This is a genomic window from Brevibacillus sp. FIR094 (assembly GCF_050477165.1).
Taxonomy (GTDB): Bacteria; Bacillota; Bacilli; order Brevibacillales; family Brevibacillaceae; genus Brevibacillus.
This window is the reverse complement of the sequence record NZ_JBEAES010000011.1, coordinates 137162-155502: the sequence shown is the minus strand read 5'-3', so window position 1 is coordinate 155502 and position 18341 is coordinate 137162. Positions and strand designations below refer to the sequence as shown.

The following is an 18341-nucleotide window of genomic DNA, read 5'->3' as shown; positions in this document are numbered from 1 at the left end:
TGCTTAGCCCAACCGTTCCGCCATGATTGAAATGGCATTCAATGCTGCTACTGTTACTGGGCTTCCGCCTTTACGTCCCATGTTCGTGATGAATGGGATATCGAGCTTCGCCAGCTCTTCCTTGGATTCTGCCGCTGATACGAAGCCAACTGGCATCCCGATGACGAGCCCTGGCTTTGCTTCGCCTTCCTTCACCATACGAATCAGCTCCAGGAGTGCTGTAGGTGCGTTTCCGATGCAAAAGATACCGCCATCTGCTTCCTTGATCGCTTTGCGCATGGAAATGATCGCGCGGGTCGTATTCAGACGCTTCGCCTCTTCCATCACATCGCGGTCAGAGATGTACACCTTCACTTGTCCGCCGAATTTTTCAATGCGGTTTTTGCTGATGCCGACTTGCACCATCTGTACATCTGCTACGACGATTTTGCCGCTGCGGATCGCTTCGATTCCCGATTTTACTGCGTCCGGGTGGAAAACAAGGCTGCGACCGAGGTCAAAGTCTGCGGATGCGTGGATGACGCGTTGTACTACCGGATATTGTTCTTCCGTAAAAGAATGCTCGCCCAGCTCATCTGTAATGATTTGAAAGCTCAATTCCTCAATCTCTTGCGGTTGTACGGTCATCGGTTTAAATTCTGTTTTGAAATCCATGGTTAGTTTCCTCCAGTCACTTGTTTGAGTTCGCCCAGCACGCTGGCGTAATCCGAAAACTTCGTTCCATAATCGATCTTCGGACGACCGATGACGATTGTTTCAATGCCCATTTCCAGTGCCGCTTCCACCTTTTCGTCAAAAGCGCCTACCTTGCCGCTCTCCTTGGTGATCATCAGCGTAACCCCATAATGATCGTAGAGCGCTTTGTTCAGCTCCTTGGAAAAAGGACCTTGCATCGCGACGATGTTTTTTTGCTCGACACCGAGCTCTTCGCATTTTTGCATATTGTCAAGACGGGGCAGCATTCGGGCGACCACCGTAGTATCCGGCAGGCCCAGCAGACGATCCGTGAACGTTTTCAGCGTCTTGCTTCCTGTCGTCAGCATGATGACACCGCGCTTTTCTGCCGCCAGCTCAGCCGCCTGGACGTAGTCTTCTACTACAATCAGCTTCTCGCTGCCCGGTGAGGAGAGGCTTTCACGCTCGTAGCGAATGTAGGGGACTCCCGCGCCCTGTGCTCCTGCCATGGCGTTTTTGGAGGCTTCCTCTGCGAAGGGATGACTCGCGTCGACCACGCATTGCACGGCTCTCTCTTGGATCAGCTGCTGAATATCTTCGGCGGTCAGGCGTCCGACCTGCACAGGCACATCCGCCTCCTCCATACTTTTCGCAGCATTGTCAGTGACTACCGTCGTCAACAGCTCGTAGCCCTTGTCCTTGATTTGTAGAGCCAACTCGCGTGCGTCACTCGTTCCAGCCAGTACCAGAATCATGCTGTCTCCTCCTACTTGGTAACGTGGTCGTGCTTGTGATCATGCTTGTGATCATGCTTGTGGTCATGATCGTGGTCGTGGTCATGGTCGTGATGATGATGGTGATGATGGTGACCATGGTGGTGATGATGTCCATCCTCGTCATCATGGTGGTGATGATGATGGTCGATGTGCTCCATCGCTGCCAGCCTGTACTGACAGGTATCACAGTTCAGCTTCACTTCACCGTGCAACGCTTCCACCACACGATCCTTGAGCACTTCTTTCAACAACGGATGGAAGCCAAAATACTCGGCCATTTCGAACTGGGCTTCTGGATATTGCTCGCGGAACTTCTCCAGCTGGTCGCTCATCCGTTTGATCAAGACACCCGTGAACAAGAAGTACGGCAAGAGAACGATGCGCTTCGCACCCAGCTTCAGGCAACGCTCAACACCCTCGTCGTACAGTGGATACGTTACGCCCATGAAGGCAGTCTCTACCCACTTGGCCTTGTAGCGCTCCCAGAACAGGCGGGACATTTTGTAAATATCGCTATTGGCATCTGCATCGCTACTCCCGCGTCCGATTACGAGTACAGCCAGATCATCATGGTCTGCCCCGGTGGCAAAGCCTGCATCTTCCATGCGAGCGGTCAAAATATTGATGACTTCGTCGTGAATGCCGATCGGGCGTCCGTAGATGAATTGAACGTGTGGGTGCAGCTCTTTCGCCTCGTCGATGGCAGCTGGAATATGAATTTTTGCATGTCCGGCAGAGAACAGAATGATTGGAATGACCGCTACACGGGTCGCTCCCCTAGCCACGCAAGTATTCAAGCCTTGCAGCATATCAGGACGGGCAAACTCCAGAAAACATGTCTCGATTATCGGTACATCCAAATCCGGTGTTAGTGTCGCCACAAACTGGCGAATCTCTTCATTGCCTTCCGGGTCCTTGCTTCCATGTCCTACAAATAATACTGCGTCCATTTTATTTCCCCCTCGTTTTTTATTCAGTGTTCTTGCATTAATCTCCGCATGCTGCGTTCTCGATCTCAGCTTTTGCTGGCTCGTACCATGCGTAGCCCTCCAGCTCACCTACACGTTGGAAAAACTTGTGGAACCGCTCGTTCGGAAATGCTTCTTTTTTGAATCGGTTCACGATTCGCTCCACGAGTGGAACAATCTCTTCTTTTTCGATGCCTTCTGCTACCGGAATACCAGAGTGTGCATTGCGTCCCACTGTTTTTGCTCCCAGGAATAAATCGAACTTTCCTTTGCGGAACACGATCCCGATATCCTCTTGAACCGCGCCGTAGCACGCCATCCCACAGCCGTTGAAGCCGATCTTCAGTTCCTTCGGCATTTCTTTTCCACCCAACTTTTGATGCAGCTCGTCAGCATAAGGGATGCTGTCTTTTTTCTCGCCGTCGCAGAAGTCACACGCTTTTACCTGCAAAACATCTCCGATCGGACTGAGAATCAATCCAAGCTCTCGCAAGCGGCTAGTGATGCTCTCAGGGTTGGCAGTCGGCACGCGTAAAATCATTTGGTGGTGTGGAGTGTATTCGATCTCGCCCTTTTCGCCAGCCACTTCGGCAATCGCCATCATTTGCAACGGTGTGATTTTTTTGTTGGCGACACCCGGACTTACCGCGCATTCGAAGATCATCTCTGGCGTGAAGGTAGATACCGGACGATGGACCTGCCCAGAAGCGGGCTTGGTTTCAATGCCTTTCGCCGCATTGATAGCAGTCAACGCCTCCATGGCCCATGCGAAAGGAGCTTTTGGTGCTTCGATGTCTGTTGCAGGCGGCGCTTCCAATACTGCCGTGCTTGTTGCTGCAAGATTTGCTGATTCTGTAGTAGTTACTCTGTCCTCGGCAACGGCTACTGGTCTTTCTGCCTTCGGTGTTGCTGGTGCTGCCGGAGCTGAAGCTAGGCTACTCTCCTCGGATGCCTCGAGCGACCAGGGCTCATTTTCTACACGCAGACGCTGATGCGGCTTTAGTGGCTGTTCATCGGCAGACAGCGTGTATTTGCGCTGGTAGCCGCGCGGCGTAATCATTTTGCCGTCGTATACAAACGTCGATGTATTTCCAATAATCACGGTGGTCAACATGCCGATATCATGCTCCAGCATTTGCGCCAGGGTCGTCACGACAACCGTTTCGCGTTCGCGATAAGCACTTTTCACAATACCGACCGGTGTATCTGGTGAGCGGTACTGCAAAAGAATGCGTTGCGCTTCCACAATCTGGCGGGTACGTCGTCCACTGCGCGGGTTATACAACGCGATAACAAAGTCAGCCATCCCTGCTGCGTCAAGCCGTTTGGCAATCAGTTCCCACGGCGTCAAGTGATCACTCAGACTGATCGTGCATGCGTCGTGCATGATAGGCGCACCGAGGATTGCCCCACAGGAATTGATCGCCGAGATGCCCGGTACGATTTCGATTGGTACACCGGTAGCTTCTGTCCAGCCTTTTTCTACCAATACCTCGTATACGAGACCTGCCATCCCATAAACACCTGAGTCTCCACTGGAAATGACCGCTACCTTTTTGCCTTCCTCTTCCGCCTGACGAACGGCTTCCCGTGCACGCGTCACTTCTTCCGTCATTCCTGTGCTGACGATTTGCTGATTCGTCAAAAGTCCGCGGATCAAATCTACGTAGGTGGAATAGCCGATAATGATATCGGACTCCTGCAGGGCTTCTCGTGCCCGCTTGGTGATATGCTCAAAACTTCCTGGACCAAATCCGATCACAAACAACTTGCCGCTCATAAGGCCCTCCCCTTTTCGCTTCCTGTTTATAATAAAATCGATATCATCACGCTAACGAGCAGACATAAGAGAGAAACGAGATACATCAAACGAATCGTCGCGACGATATCACTTGCCTGCAATGGCCGCTTCGCATCTCCCATTTTTGCCCGATTCGATGCAACACCTTGGTAATAATTCAGTCCCCCGAGCTGCACGCCTAATGCCCCAGCAACTCCGGCTTCTGGCAAACCACTGTTTGGACTCGGATGTAAGTGCGCATCTCTTCTGATCATTGCCCAGGACTGCTTCCAATCCAATCGCTGCAGCCAGCTTGCGGCAACGAGCAACAAAGCTGTCAAACGGGCGGGTATATAGTTCAATACATCGTCAAAGCGGGCAGACGCCCAGCCGAGATTCCTATACTTCTCATTTTTATAGCCAACCATGGAGTCGAGGGTGTTAGCGGCACGGTACGCCATTGCCAGCGGTGCTCCTCCAATCGCTGCGAAAATCAGCGGAGAGACGATCGCATCGACGATGTTTTCCGCCACGGTTTCCACGGCTCCACGACATACTTCCGGTTCATCTAGCCGCTCTGTATCCCTTCCAACTACCATGGACAAGGAGCGTCTCGCCGCTTCCATATCCCCAGCCACCAGATGACGGGCAATCTCCATCCCGGCATCAGCCAAACCTTTTGTCGCAATCGTTGTGGAAATCAACCAGGCGCCCAAGATCCAGGCAAGAACCGGATGGATAAACGTCGCTCCCCATAAAAGCAGCCAAACGACAGCGTAGCTCCCACCAACGATCACGAGCGGGAACAGGACTCCTGCCAGCTTCAAATGCGACTCCTCTTTGACGACAGAACGTATGACCCGCTCCAATCGCGTAATCCACCAGCCCATGATGATTACTGGATGCGGCAGGCTCCGGGGGTCTCCTACGACTCGATCAATCAAGTAGGCCGCGCATAAAATCCATACTTCAGTCATGTTGTCCCTCTCTTACTCTTCAGCGGTTGACGCATCCAGCTCCGCCCTACTGCATCCAAGCATTCTGCGATCAGAGCCTCCCCATGCTTAACGCCATCGACCTGCCAATATCGGTCAGGATTGTTTTCGAGCCACGCGGCCTGGAACCAACGGATCACGCCGCCATGTGTGACGATGACGACTGTATCGGATGCCTCCTCCTTGCTCGATCTCTCCAACAAGGAACGAAGCCAGCGATCCACGCGCATCCCCAGTTCTTCCAGACTCTCCCCTTGTGGAGGTCGATTTCGAAAAGGATCGTCGTACCAGCCTGTAGCTCGCACAGGGTCCGTTTGCATCAGCTCATCGTAGGTCATCAGCTCCCACTCACCAAAAGACAGCTCTCGGAGTGCTGGCTCCGGAATAACCGATAGCCCCCAAGCAGCTGCGAGCGGTTCGGCAGTCTTAGTGCATCTGCGCAGGTCGCTTGAGTAAATCGCAGCAGGCCTCTTGATCAGCACAGGTATTTCCTTTGCCAACTCACTCGCATGCAGATACCCGTGTTCATTCAAAGGAACGTCACTATGCCCCAAATATCGATGCTCACGATTGCTGTCTGTCTCCCCGTGACGTATCCAAACCAGTTTCATAACCACCAGCTCCCGACTAACACCAAGAGAACGACTGCTTCACTGCTTTCGATAACAGCCCCGTAGCAGTCCCCATTTAAACCGCCCAGTTTTTTTGAAACCGAACGTGAAAACAAGAGAGCAAACAACAGCGACAGGAAAATGGCTGTGATGACCTGCAAGCCCCCAAGATACCAACCTGCGGCAAACACGATGATGTAGCTCACGATGATAGAGGAAACGCAAAGCCCAGCACTGATGCCTTTTCCAATCCCTTTATCTGGCGAAAGATACGGCCAGAGCTTGATCGACAAAAGCACATGTGTCCGCGCCGCTACTGGTGCTATGATCAAAAAGCTGCCCCATCCCGGATGTCCGAGCTCTGCGACTGCACCTGCCTTGATCAGCAACAGCATAATTGCAGCTAGAACGCCCATCGCACCTACACGGCTATCCTTCATAATCGTAAGGATTTGCTCTCTCGGTCTGCTGCTGCCAAGACCGTCCGCGAGATCCATCCACCCATCCATATGAAGACCACCGGTCACGTAGACCCATGCGACCAGCGTCAAAATAGCGGCGATCCATGGACTAAACAACACCAGTCCTGCCTGATGCACACCCCATAGCAATAGACCGATGACCAAACCAACTGCGGGATACCAGTTGACGCTTTTTCTCCACGCCTCCTCTGAAGGGCGAAGCCACGGAACCGGAATACGCGTAAAAAACGAGATCGCGTGTAAAAATGCATTCATCCTTTGATCCTCCACGGTATCCCCGACAAAACAGCGTAGACGGCGTCCGCTTGTCGCGCACTTCTCTGATTGACGTCGCCCAGCACATCCGCGAACCATCTGCCCAAACGACTCAAGGCTACACCGCCCAATCCGACCTCGCTTGTGACGGCAATGACTTGTTGCGGGGAATTGTGAACAAGGGACAGCCATGCCTCTGCCTCTTGCAGCAGGGCTTGCGTGTGAGAAGGACTTCTCCATTCCGACTCATCCACGCTCATTAATCGATTGCTCACCCAGGTGGACAGGCAATCGATCAATACTACATCGTACTGCTCACTGAATGTGTGGTAATCAGTTAATCGCTCTCCTACCTCCACACAGCCCCATTCCAGCGGACGACGTGCCTGATGCAGCTCGATTCTCTGCTTCATTTCATCATCCCAGGCCTTGCCTGTCGCCACGTACAGGACTCGATTGCTCAACTTCATCGCAAGCTCTTCCGCGTAGCGGCTTTTTCCCGAACGGACACCGCCTGTTACCAGCACCAAGCTCATCGCTGTTCACTTCCTTCCGCATGGACCTCGCGGAGCGCTGCCAGAAGTCTTTCATTTTCCTCTCGTCCCCGCACTGCGATTCTCACATCATGTGCCGTCAAACCGGGATACATCGCACAATTGCGGATCAGAACACCTTTTTTGCCGAGCCGCGCCTGCAATTGTTCGGCTGGCAATCCTTCTGGCGAACGCACCAGCAAAAAGTTAGCCTCCGCTGGCCATACCTGCCAGCCCAACTCACCGCTGATGCAATCGATCAAATACGCACGTTCTGCTTTTATGAGCCTGCGCGTCTGTTCCTCGTATGCCTGCTCCTGCAAGCACAGTTCTCCAGCTAAGAGGGCCAGTGCATTCACACTCCAGCTCACTTGCTTCTGGCGCATCCTCGCAATGACATCCGGATGCGCAATCGCATAGCCCAGGCGCAATCCCGGGATCGCGTACATTTTCGTCATCGAGCGCATCAAAATGACACGGGGAAATCGCTCCAGCTGCGTCGCCAATGTATACTGCCGCTCCTCCTCCACAAAATCGAGGAAAGCCTCATCCACGATAAGCCACGTATTGGTCTCTTTCGTCCATTCTGCCATTTGCCGCAGCTCGTCCGGTTGATACAGGATTCCGGTCGGATTGTTTGGCGACCCGACAAATACGAGATCAGACTGCGTAAAAAGAGTGTGCAGCTCTATAGGATCGGGCTTGTACCCGTTCGCTTCCTTCCCGAAGCAGCCAATGACATGGGCACCATACTGCTCGGAAAGTTGCGCGTATTCCGAAAAGCAAGGATATACCACACCAACCGTTTGCGGTAAAAGACCGAGAATGGCCAGTGCCATCGCCTCCGCTGCACCATTGGCAGGTAGTAACCATTCCTCCGGCACTTGCAGCCGTTTCGCCAGCGCACGACGGAACACACGATGTCCTGGGTCTGGGTAATGCGCTACAGCAGCCAGCGAAGCCAATAGCATCTCACGGACGCTTGCTGGCATCCCCAGCGGATTAATATTGGCACTGTAATCCAGAAACTCCCCGGGCTCTCGACCAAAGCGCTGCGCAGCGGTCAGCAAGTCTCCGCCATGACCGTACATCTCTATTACACCTGCGCTTGTCAAAACTCTACCCCCAGCACAGCTGGAATCCCTTCATCGTAGTAATGCTTGATTGGCTTCATCTCTGTCACCAAATCTGCGATGTCCAAAATCTCCTGCTTTGCTGCCCGTCCCGTAATCACGAGGTGAATATGACTTGGCCTGTTTTGAATCGCTTCCAATACATCGGACAATGGCAATACATCATCAATTGGGAAGCGGTCAATCGCCAATGCATTATTTAGCTCATCCAAAATGACGACATCGTACGCTCCGGAAGAAAGCTTTTCGCTCGCAAACGCCCAAGCTTCTTTCAATGCATGCCGATGCTCCTCTGGTGTCTTCGTCCATGTGAAGCCGACGCCCATTTGCACAATTTCAATGCCCAACTTATCGAAAATAATCTTTTCTCCGTATGTACGCTCCGGCGACTTGATGAATTGAACCATCAGCACCTTTTTCCCGCGCCCTGTTGCCCGCACAGCCAACCCGACTGCTGCTGTCGTTTTTCCTTTGCCATCTCCTGTGTATACGAGAGTCAATCCCCGCTTCTTATCGTTTTTCTCCATCGTGACCACCTCAAAAAGTGACGTATTTTACTCCGCTGTTTCCTCCAAATACTTTCCGAAGCATAAAAAAAGCGCCCTGTTTCCCCCAGTACGTAAGGAAAAACAAAGCGCGGATAGCTGAAAAGCAACTATCCTCACCTCTTCCTTTGACCCGAAGGAAATCAGTGTAAACATAAAACAGGCAGGTCTCCTGGCTCGAGGATTATCGCTTTTCTTCTCCTTCCCGCTCCCAGATGGGCAGTGGATGGCATGATGCCTTGAAGAACAGCTACTCTCTTACAGTGGCGGGACCGCGTTGGCTTTTCACCAAACTTCCCTTTTAACCTTGCTCCTGCAAATCGGCTTCGCAAAAACAAGGACCTGTTTCTTCCATATGTAAATGTCTTTCGTTCCGTTGACAAGCACTTGCTTTAATAATAGCAAAAGCTACCGAGGATTCAAGCAAAAGCTGCCGATTTGTCGCTAGGGACTATTAGCAGAAAATTTAAGATAATCACCATTTACTTACTTGAAAATTTTCGTTACCCTATTGGCAAAACAATCGAAAGTGGTGTGCAGTCATGCTATTTCCTCCGATTCCAAAAATAACAGACATGGTCCTGCCCAGCCCACTGCCGATCAAGGAATGCGGCGAGCCGATGATCCCCCTCTCTTCCCTTTGTGAACAAATCACGGTCTATCCAGCCTACTATCACGAGGGCTATGCCGGAACACAGCCAGAAGCCTTTTTGCGAGAAGAGGCAGCACGCAAGCTCACCACGGCAGCCTCACAACTGCCAGTTGGTTACAAGCTCGTCGTGTTGGACGGCTGGCGCTCGTTTGAGGTACAGGCATCTTTGTATGAACGTTTCCGTGAAGCCTTGCTTTTACAAGGCTGGCAGGAAGGACCCTCCCTCACGGAAGAATTGAGCAAATTCGTCGCTTATCCAACAACAGACCTCTCAAAACCGTCCCCTCACCTATCCGGTGGCGCAGTCGATCTGACTATCGCAGGGCCTAATGGCTGGCTGGAAATGGGGACAGACTTCGATGATTTCAGTGAACTGGCTTCCACTCGATATTATGAGGAACTCGTACAACCTACACAAAAAGACATCGAGATTCGAGAAAATCGCCGACTGCTCTATCATTTGATGACCGCTGCCGGATTCGTCAACTATCCAAAAGAATGGTGGCATTTCGAATACGGAACGCGCACTTGGGGACAAAAAACGCAGCAAGAACCGATCTATGGCGGGGTTTTGTCGATGTAACCACAAATACTCAAACAAGGCATGAGCCCGGTCGATACCGTACTCATGCCCAGATGGCTGCCCACTCTTCAAACTCAACAACTTCCTGTACCTCTTAGGTCACTGGTATTTCAGAAGTTGCTGCTGAAACCAATAAGCTTTTGTTGTATTCAGGTGACAATACAATATTTGTATAAGTTCCGCGCCCTGACACATAGTGATAGGAATGCTCGACGCCTGCTGGGATAAAAATAGCTGCTGGACTCTCAACAGTCTTCTCTTCTTCACCGAGTTGAACATGACACACCAGACCAGTGCCATCAGGTGCATCTCCCCAAAAGAGGAAGGCACTGTCACAATGATGCGCATGTCTGTCTACATGTTTTTCAGGAACACCGGACAAATCGCATAATCCAAATATCCTTTGGATCACATAAAATGAGGCTCGCTCATCAACACGTGAATCCATCATAACCCAGCGAATCCCTGGACCGTCACGATGATACTGTAGCTCTGAAGCACCTTTGGGAAACGGCTTTCCTACCTGTAAGGAAACAGGCAGCTTTGGGCTTCCTATTGGAGGACGCTTTTCTTCGAGAAGCCGTGTTCTTCCTATTGTTTCGGGAGGAAATGGCTCATACGCTTTGGAATTTCTCTTTACCGCTTGGACATGGTAAGCCGATGTATGCGTAAAGGCATTTTGCCCAGTGATAGGGCGTAGTTCGTCCGGTCTATACCCTGTCGTCAGACGTATCGCTTGTACAAGCTCGGGAATTCTATCCAAAGAATAACGTTGATCATTTCGCAGCTTTTGCAACGCAACAGTAAGCTGGATCAAGTCAGTAATGCCAGCTCTTTCACCGATTCCTAAAATCGTCGTATCAATGACAGAGGCACCTGCATCAATAGCCGCCAGCGCATTCGCTTGAGCAAGACCGAAATCATTATGCAGATGAACTTCAATTTCGCATCCAAATTCCTCAATGGCACGAGTTACGATTTTTTTGCAGGTATCAGGCTCCCATATCCCGACAGTATCTGCCAAACTAATGCGATCTGCACCTGCCTGCAAAGCAACATGACCTAAGCTGGATATCTTTTCCCACTCTGTCCGTGAAGCGTCTTCAATCGTGAATCTAACCTGTAAGCCAAGCTTTTTTGCTTCGATAACAGCTTGTTCGACCTTCTCTTGTATATAGCTTTCCTGGTGATGACTGAATTTGGTTTGGATAGACACATCATTAATGGAAGCCCATATCCCCACCCAGTCTGCTTTGGCGCGCTTTGCTGCATGTACTTCTTCAACAGTAGCTCTCGCATGCATTAATATTTGCGCTCGTCTTGCCGATTGAGCCACTTTTCGGCAGATTTCTTCATCTAGGGCAGAAATTCCAGGGTGGCCCACTTCTATGAGGTCTATCTGATAGCTTTCCAAGAGATGCAGTATGCGAATCTTGTCTTCGCATGTGAAGCGAACGCCTGCTTGCTGCTCTCCTTCTCGCAGTGTTGCATCCAAAATTTGAAACGACTTCATTTCCAGCACATCCTTACGGGTTTACTTACTTTTTCAGGAATTCGTCTGTTTCACGCAAGAGTTGATCACGATTTTTTTCGTACAACACCCAATGTGTTGCATCTTTGATAACCACTTCTTGTTTTGCAGATGCATTGGTCAGTTTATGGAAGAGGGACTTATCTGCAAAAAAGTCCAGATCTCCTCGAATGATCAACACTGGCGTCGTAATTTTCGCTGCATCAAAAATTGGTCTGTCCGTCCAGATGTAATACAGATCTACCAAAGGTCCCATTGGACGGCGGATGGACTGTTCTGGTTGCTTGCTGCTGTTAGGATCAGAGTTTACGAAGACCTTGGATACAGCATTCATTGCCTCACCAGAAACCAGGTCGCGTTTATCTAGCATCATGTGCCAATGGTGCATGGCCTTGTCAAACTGGACAACCTGGTACGCTGGTAAATCGGGATTAATTTCACCTGGCTTGCTTTTTGATTCAAATGGAGTTGCCATCAAAGGTAAGGAAAAACCATGCATAACACCATAAAGCACGAGTTTTTCAATATCATCGGAATGTTCAGTCGCGTACATTCCTGCAACAACTCCACCCCATGACCATCCTACAATACTGATTTTTTCGACTTGCCGCTTTTGCTTGATGTACTGTACCACAGCCTCCAAATCTTTTACCGCCTCAGTGGCACGGACGACAGGAGCATTCTTTACAGGCGGTTGATCCATTTCAGGTGGGCGGGTAGATTGCCCAAACCCTCGGAAGTCCATCGCCCATGTGTCGTAACCTTGCTTTGCGTATTCCTCCATCCATGAGTATCCCGGAACATCAAATGCTTGGGCAGTAGGTACGCTAAACGGTTCAAGAAATAATACAACCTCATTGTTGGTGAACTTTTCCTTGTTTTTGGCACTCATATGCCTCACATATAAGGAGACGTCCTGATCGATACTTGGCACTTTCAGCTCTTCCGTTACGATCTCATTGGTTGATTCCACTACTGATTGAGCTTGTGTTGTACTATTTTGATTGGGGGAATCAGGAGTTGAACACCCTTGAACAAGTAGCCCTAAAGATAGGACTAGCATAAGAAAATGATTTTTCTTTTTATGATTGAAATTCATAGTTTGGCACTTCTTTCAAAATAGATTTAGAGGGTGCTAGAAATTGAAGATTCTCGACAGCAACGCAATGCATCCTGCTGCAATGATTAAGCCTGCGGGCAGCCCATTAGTCAGTAGCACTGCCAAAAGTGTTCCAAGTGTTACGCCTATGAAAACAACCGGTTGATCTGGCAAAATACTTAAGCCTTTTCCCCCGACATAAGAGATGATAAAACCTGCTAAAATGGCTATCGTTGCTTTCCAACTGACCATTTCCTTGCCAAGAGAGATGAAATCATATTTTCCTTTGGCAATCGGAATCAACAAGAATACCATTAGACAAAACAGACCCACATGGAAAATTGGTTTTTGGATTGCATCCATGACAGGCACTGCTTTTAGCAAAGATAATCCGAGCAGCAAGAGGGAAGCGTAGACGAGAACCAGGTCCTTTGCCACTAATGACAAGAGGGCGATTACCAGTAAGATAATGGTGGTAGGCAACATAGGAGTCCTTATAGTAGCGTGTTATCCCAGCTTCCCTCTGCCGGGGCTTCTACCTGTACCATTTGGACGGAAGCTAAATTGACTTTGACTAGATTGGGAGCAACGGCTGGCAATAGGTCTGGTCTCTGAATGATTAGTTTGAATGCCTCAAAGCTAGCCAATACGCCGACGATATTCGCTACCGGAGCAAGCACTGCCCATGGAGCCTCTCTCTTTACATAGGCATCTGCCCATTCAGGCAGGGCACCTTGCGATACGGAATACTTTGCACGCTCGTCTTTGATCTGATTAATTTTTTCACGCATCTCTGGCGTGAGAGGCTGTTGATAGGAAGGGTGCCTCATGGCGACCTCATAGGGCACGGAGTCGGGTGTCATGCACATGACTCCTCCACGGAAAGGTGGTGTTACCGCAATCCAGATGGAGGGAATACCCATATCAGCCGCAGTTCTATGGATGATTACCCGTGCAACCAGATTATCCGTAGCATCTACAATCACATCTGTATCACCCAGCAAATCATGTGCATTTTCTTCGGTAACAAACTCCCTTGTTACCTTTACTTCCAGCTCTGGATTGATATCGTGAAGTATTTCCTTCGCTACTTCCGCCTTGGGAGAGTTGATTTTGCTGACAAAGCTGAGCATTTGGCGATTGAGATTACTTTCCTCAAACGAGTCTTGATCGATGACATGAAGCTTGCCTACACCCATACGGGCGAGTTGAATCAATGTGATTCCTCCCACGCCGCCTGCACCTACCACCGTTACTCTAGCATTCCGCAGTTTGGCTTGCTCCTCACTCGTAATGATTCCGAAATTGCGGGTGAAACTGTTGTTGTATAATTGGCTATTTTCTATCAACGGCATACGATCATCTCCTTGGTTCTTTCAAAATCGTTATAGTGTTGCATAGTTCCACGTTCCATCAGGGGGAGTGGTCACTTTTACCGGCGTGTCCGTATCTAGATTAATGAGAACGCCTTTGGGTGCACGTGCCAACGGTTCTCTGCCCGTTAAGATTTGCACGGCTTCATGAAAGCTGAAAAGCGCTATGAGATGGGCACGAACTGGTGTAATAATCCAGCCAGCCTTTCCCTCACAAAAATCCTCTGCCCATTCCTTTGGAGCTCCTTCTTTGACAGAGTGCCAGGCCCTGGCTTTTTTTATGTCAGCAATCTCTTGGCGTAGCGCTTCATTGGTCAACTTCTCCCCTGCTCCTGGAATGTTCAATGCTGTTTCGTACGAGATGCCGTCTGGAAAAAAGGAAGAGACAAACCCACGGGTTGGGGGACTCCCTGACATGCCCACGCTTGGTATGCCCAGCTCACGCGCGGTCCGGTGGATGATGACGCGCGAGGGTATATCGTCCACTGCTTCAATCACCAGATCATGCCCTTTCATCAGTTCAAGCACATTGTCTTCATCAACATTTGCTTGGACGCATCGAACAGATATGTATGGGTTAATGGATTGAAGAGCTTCTTCAGCCGTCGCCGCTTTTGATTTACCCAATGAATGTACCGTTGCCAGCATTTGACGATTGATGTTAGAAACTTCGAATTCATCAGGATCTACTCCGGTGACTTGCCCGATCCCCATGCGGGCGCAAAGAATCGCTTCCATCCCCCCAACACCGCCGAGTCCAAATATGATGATCTTTCCGTCCTTTAAGCGTTTTTGTTCCTCAGTGGTATACACCCCAATATTTTTCTTGACCATTTCCCAATAAAACAAATCTGCTTCCAATTCTTTTTCCTCCTCTTTCCAAATCGAATTGACCAATTACATTTGCCATTATAGAGTTCCAGTTACTAGCAAAAAAATAGCTCGTTCTGACTATTAATTGGGTTTTATTTGAAATTTTCATGAACAAAACAGAAAATTTTTCAGGCTAGAATAACAAAGTGAAAAGGCGTGAGTCCGGTATAATACCGAACTCACGCCTTACACCCCGCCAACCTTACTGCATAAAATCCGCCATGATGATCTCCGTATCAAACGGGGTAATGCCTTCCTCCAAGGAAAATACCGTATCTGCCTCTTCCGCCTGATCAGTCAGCGTCCCTCTCGCCTGTGCATGAAGCATGAACAACTCATGCAGGGTAGGCTTCACCAACGAGGTGAGCGCTCTTCCCATCAGCTCCACCCCTCCGGCATTGGACTCCACATTGTTGGCAAACCACGGATCGGAATTCAGGGCGATATCCGTCCAAATCACTTTTCTCTCCACGAGATCCAGAATGACCGGGATACAAATCCGCGTATTTGCGGCGAGATCAATCTTGTCCTGTACCGTCTGCGGCTCGAAAATTTCTCCTGTCTGTGGCGCGGAACGAATCATCCAACCAGCGAAGCATTCAGGCAAATCGCAATAAGGCTGACTCGTAAACGAATACAGGTTCATGACGACATATCGACCGCCATAGTGGATGACAGAATCAATGTCGATGTCGATGAATTCGCACGCGCCTTTGGGAGCCTCCACAATATCCCCGCTATGGCACGCTCGATACTTGTCGGAACGCAGATTGGTATAGGAAATATGCTCCATGTACTTCCAATCCTCGTTATAGAGCACGGCAGACAAATCGATATCAACTCTGCCTGTAGGGACATCGTTGACGATCCCTTCCCTCCACCACAGGAAAAAGCGAATCGTCCCTCCGTCCGGAATCGATAGCCGGGAGCCGCGTGCAATCGTGCGTAGTGCTTTGCTGGCGGATCGCATCGAAAACGGAACGAGATGCTCCTGCAGTCGCGGGTCGATATAGACGTTACCCAGCGATGGCAATTTGGCAAAACGGTTCAACAACGATGTCCGGCATATATCCGCTGCCTTCTGTCTGATGTCCTCTTGCAGCTCTGGCACTCGATTTTCGATTGCCTGTACTTTCGCCACTTGCCCTTTTGGAAAAAAGGTTCGCCATTCTCCGTAGCTATCCCGTTTGTCAAAGTGATTCATGACTTGCAAAAGAACTGGAGTCGATACACCATCCGCAATCTTCTCGAAGGCAGAAAGGACTGAACTACCCAGCTCCGTCAAACGCAGCAAATGATCCAGGCGCCGGGCAAATTCCCCAGGACGCTGTTCAAGCAGCTTGATCGCCGTATTCACATCCGCACGGACCAGCGCCTGCTCTACTTGGCTATTGAACGTCTCGAACTTGTGATTGTTGCGCAAAATATCGAATGCTTCTGCCGCTTTCGGATAGCGATCCTTATATTCAAACGGATGCAAGATTTCCCCGAGACGGATCCATCTGTTTTTGTAACGATTCATGTCTTCTACGATATTCGAGCTGGCTTCCAGCAGTCGGAGAAGCAGTCTTCTTTCGCCGCGTTTGAACTTGCGAAATTTCGCAGGCTCTGCCAAGCTCACATCCCCGTCAGACAGTGCCACTGCCAGACGTAGTACATCTGTCGCTGTCTTGCAGTAGTGGGCCAAAAAGGTAGCAGGTAGCTTGTCATACTTGAGCAACAGGCTAGCAGCAATCGCCACGTTTTCCTTTTGGGGAATCTCGCCTGGGAGAGCTTCTGCGATTCCTTCATAGGCCTGAATCAAGCCCTCCAAGTCTTCCCTGTCAGTAACAGACAGCGAGCTATTGGAGCGCAGCAAGTTCATTCCTATCTGTAGCAGCTCTTCGTCTGTGCCCATATGTATCAACTTCAGGCGCGATTCTTTCAGCAAAGGCAACCGCTTTTTCACTTCGTGCACAGGAAGGTCCAACGTCAAATAATGAATGATCGCATTTACAAACAGCTCACCCTCGCTAGCCTCCATGACTTGCTTAGGAAAATTCGGATACATCGGCTTGTATTGCCGGGATGCCCCGATCTTTACCTTTAGGACAGCTACCACGTCCGAATAGAGCGCGAAAAACTCTCCTTCCGACAGCGTTCGGATTCTTTCTAGCAATTCCAGTGAAAAGGTATAGCCCAAGCTCTCGATGTTGCGCAAAGCCGCAGCTAAATAAGAGGTAGGCAGTTCATGCTGCCCCTGCTGTACGATGATTTTATTTTTCCGGCGAAGGTAGATTTGATTTTTCATTGGCATCACGAAAAAAATCAGGAAAGCAGTACCCCTAATGGTGAACCAAACCTTTAGCTCAGAAGGAAGGTGTACAATAGCCTGATTTTTTATTCCTTTTTGTAATTTTTAACCATCTTACTTCAACTTTGCCAGATGGTAAAGCTTTCCGGCAAGAACGAGACATAAATCCGTCCCCGGACCTAATTCGATTTCATTCCGCTGCCCGTTATTCCGTATTCTTCATCCCTGTAAAGTGAGTAGCAGAGTACCAAAACCTTACAGGAGGGAGAACTCGATTCATGAATCAATCTGTTATGGAAAGTCATACAGCACCCCCTTTCTTTCAAGGGGAGAAATGGTTAGTGTTTACTGGCCTGCTTGGCTTCTTACTGGCTGCCATATGCGCAATCTGGGTCATGCTGTACGGAGGACCGGTCGCTCCAAATGGCGATGTCTCGAAAGCGTTTTCCTTTAATGCCGCACTCGGAATATTTTTATTATCGACAGCCGCAATCATTCCGTTATCTGCCATGGGCACACGAAGTAAAGCTTTCTTTCGCTGGCCGTATATCCTGCTTGCTTTCTACTCGTACGGAGCGGAAACCATACAAAACTTCCGCGGCGTGGACCCGAGGTTCGTCAAAAATGGCACACCCTTCGACGTCGCTGTCGGTTCCATTTTTACTTTTGTGGCTCTTCTCTTGGTCCTCTTTTATGTATTCATAGCCATTCAGTTTTTCCGCAGAAAAGCTTATTCCCTACACCCAGAGCTGGCAGTCGGCATTCGCTATGCATTGATTGCGGTTATGCTATCGTTTGCGGCAGGCCTCTGGATTTCATTCAATGATGGTCGAGTGGTCGGGCAACAAGGGAATATCATTTGGCTCCATGGTATTGGCTTTCATGCTCTGCAAGCAGTACCTTTTGTCGCTTGGTTAGCTGAACGTAAAAAGCATGTGTCCACCGCTCGTACTGGATTCATCCATCTCGCAGGTATCGCCTACTTGCTCGGTTTAGCTGTAATCGGCTGGCAAACCTATCTCGGTCGTGCTGTTTTGGAAATGTCCGTATTTCCGATTCTCGCCGCCTGTTGTTTCTTGGTAGCCTTCCTTCCGATCGTTTTCTTCCTTCTACAAAAGAACGATGCAAAAAAGCTCCACCATACTTCTGATATTCAGAACTAATTGATTGTCTCGATCGTTCGT

General features: G+C 49.8%; 18 protein-coding genes and 1 riboswitch. Of the genes, 2 read left to right on the top strand and 16 right to left on the bottom strand.

All coding sequences use genetic code 11. From position 1 onward, the window contains the following. Nucleotides 1-3: 3 nt before the first annotated feature. The 10 genes from ACQ5DJ_RS12200 to cobO are packed head-to-tail and all read right to left on the bottom strand — an operon-like array spanning nt 4 to nt 8735. Entirely contained in the window at nt 4-654 is a 651-nt protein-coding gene (locus tag ACQ5DJ_RS12200; protein ID WP_106842033.1) for a precorrin-8X methylmutase, read from the bottom strand. A 2-nt stretch (nt 655-656) separates the two neighbouring features. Beyond that, nucleotides 657-1430, bottom strand: a complete 774-nt coding sequence (gene cobK, locus ACQ5DJ_RS12195; RefSeq protein ID WP_429842712.1) for a precorrin-6A reductase — start codon at nt 1428-1430, stop codon at nt 657-659. A gap of 11 nt (nt 1431-1441) precedes the next feature. Next, on the bottom strand, nt 1442-2401 hold the full coding sequence (locus tag ACQ5DJ_RS12190; protein ID WP_429842711.1) for a sirohydrochlorin chelatase: 960 nt from the start codon (nt 2399-2401) through the stop codon (nt 1442-1444). A 37-nt stretch (nt 2402-2438) separates the two neighbouring features. Beyond that, a complete protein-coding gene (gene cobJ / locus ACQ5DJ_RS12185; RefSeq protein WP_429842710.1) occupies nt 2439-4199 on the bottom strand; it encodes a precorrin-3B C(17)-methyltransferase in 1761 nt (586 codons plus the stop codon). 26 nt (nt 4200-4225) lie between these two features. Beyond that, on the bottom strand, nt 4226-5176 hold the full coding sequence (gene cbiB / locus ACQ5DJ_RS12180) for an adenosylcobinamide-phosphate synthase CbiB (protein WP_429842709.1): 951 nt from the start codon (nt 5174-5176) through the stop codon (nt 4226-4228). Beyond that, nucleotides 5173-5805 (bottom strand): histidine phosphatase family protein, encoded by a 633-nt coding sequence (locus tag ACQ5DJ_RS12175; protein ID WP_429842708.1) that lies wholly within the window; start codon nt 5803-5805, stop codon nt 5173-5175. The genes cbiB and ACQ5DJ_RS12175 overlap by 4 nt, the downstream gene beginning before the upstream one ends. Beyond that, nucleotides 5802-6542, bottom strand: a complete 741-nt coding sequence (gene cobS, locus ACQ5DJ_RS12170) for an adenosylcobinamide-GDP ribazoletransferase (RefSeq protein WP_429842707.1) — start codon at nt 6540-6542, stop codon at nt 5802-5804. The genes ACQ5DJ_RS12175 and cobS overlap by 4 nt, the downstream gene beginning before the upstream one ends. Further along, nucleotides 6539-7078, bottom strand: coding sequence for a bifunctional adenosylcobinamide kinase/adenosylcobinamide-phosphate guanylyltransferase (gene cobU / locus ACQ5DJ_RS12165; protein WP_429842706.1), 540 nt, complete (start codon nt 7076-7078; stop codon nt 6539-6541). The genes cobS and cobU overlap by 4 nt, the downstream gene beginning before the upstream one ends. Continuing rightward, on the bottom strand, nt 7075-8190 hold the full coding sequence (gene cobD / locus ACQ5DJ_RS12160; protein ID WP_429842705.1) for a threonine-phosphate decarboxylase CobD: 1116 nt from the start codon (nt 8188-8190) through the stop codon (nt 7075-7077). The genes cobU and cobD overlap by 4 nt, the downstream gene beginning before the upstream one ends. Continuing rightward, on the bottom strand, nt 8187-8735 hold the full coding sequence (gene cobO / locus ACQ5DJ_RS12155) for a cob(I)yrinic acid a,c-diamide adenosyltransferase (RefSeq protein ID WP_429842704.1): 549 nt from the start codon (nt 8733-8735) through the stop codon (nt 8187-8189). The genes cobD and cobO overlap by 4 nt, the downstream gene beginning before the upstream one ends. Before the next feature lie 163 nt (nt 8736-8898). After that, nucleotides 8899-9114: riboswitch (cobalamin riboswitch) on the bottom strand. 181 nt (nt 9115-9295) lie between these two features. Between cobO and ACQ5DJ_RS12150 the strand changes: the two genes are divergently transcribed. After that, nucleotides 9296-9988, top strand: coding sequence for a M15 family metallopeptidase (locus ACQ5DJ_RS12150; RefSeq protein ID WP_429842703.1), 693 nt, complete (start codon nt 9296-9298; stop codon nt 9986-9988). A gap of 94 nt (nt 9989-10082) precedes the next feature. Here ACQ5DJ_RS12150 and ACQ5DJ_RS12145 read toward each other — a convergent pair whose 3' ends face one another. The 6 genes from ACQ5DJ_RS12145 to ACQ5DJ_RS12120 all read right to left on the bottom strand — a co-directional run bounded on the left by ACQ5DJ_RS12145 (nt 10083) and on the right by ACQ5DJ_RS12120 (nt 17154). Beyond that, a complete protein-coding gene (locus ACQ5DJ_RS12145) occupies nt 10083-11501 on the bottom strand; it encodes a LeuA family protein (protein WP_429842702.1) in 1419 nt (472 codons plus the stop codon). A 25-nt stretch (nt 11502-11526) separates the two neighbouring features. Next, nucleotides 11527-12618: an alpha/beta hydrolase gene (locus ACQ5DJ_RS12140; RefSeq protein ID WP_429842701.1), complete on the bottom strand. Its 1092-nt coding sequence runs from the start codon at nt 12616-12618 to the stop codon at nt 11527-11529. A gap of 36 nt (nt 12619-12654) precedes the next feature. Further along, nucleotides 12655-13104 (bottom strand): DUF441 domain-containing protein, encoded by a 450-nt coding sequence (locus ACQ5DJ_RS12135; RefSeq protein WP_429842700.1) that lies wholly within the window; start codon nt 13102-13104, stop codon nt 12655-12657. 8 nt (nt 13105-13112) lie between these two features. Next, entirely contained in the window at nt 13113-13973 is an 861-nt protein-coding gene (locus ACQ5DJ_RS12130) for a HesA/MoeB/ThiF family protein (RefSeq protein WP_429842699.1), read from the bottom strand. Nucleotides 13974-14003: 30 nt separating this feature from the next. Next, on the bottom strand, nt 14004-14852 hold the full coding sequence (locus ACQ5DJ_RS12125; protein WP_429842698.1) for a HesA/MoeB/ThiF family protein: 849 nt from the start codon (nt 14850-14852) through the stop codon (nt 14004-14006). 214 nt (nt 14853-15066) lie between these two features. After that, nucleotides 15067-17154 carry a hypothetical protein gene (locus tag ACQ5DJ_RS12120; protein WP_429842697.1) on the bottom strand — a complete coding sequence of 696 codons (2088 nt, stop codon included), beginning with the start codon at nt 17152-17154 and terminating at the stop codon, nt 15067-15069. 281 nt (nt 17155-17435) lie between these two features. Between ACQ5DJ_RS12120 and ACQ5DJ_RS12115 the strand changes: the two genes are divergently transcribed. Beyond that, the gene (locus ACQ5DJ_RS12115) at nt 17436-18320 is read left to right on the top strand and encodes a hypothetical protein (RefSeq protein WP_429842696.1); all 885 of its coding nucleotides are present in this window, start codon (nt 17436-17438) and stop codon (nt 18318-18320) included. The last annotated feature ends 21 nt before the right edge of the window (nt 18321-18341 follow it).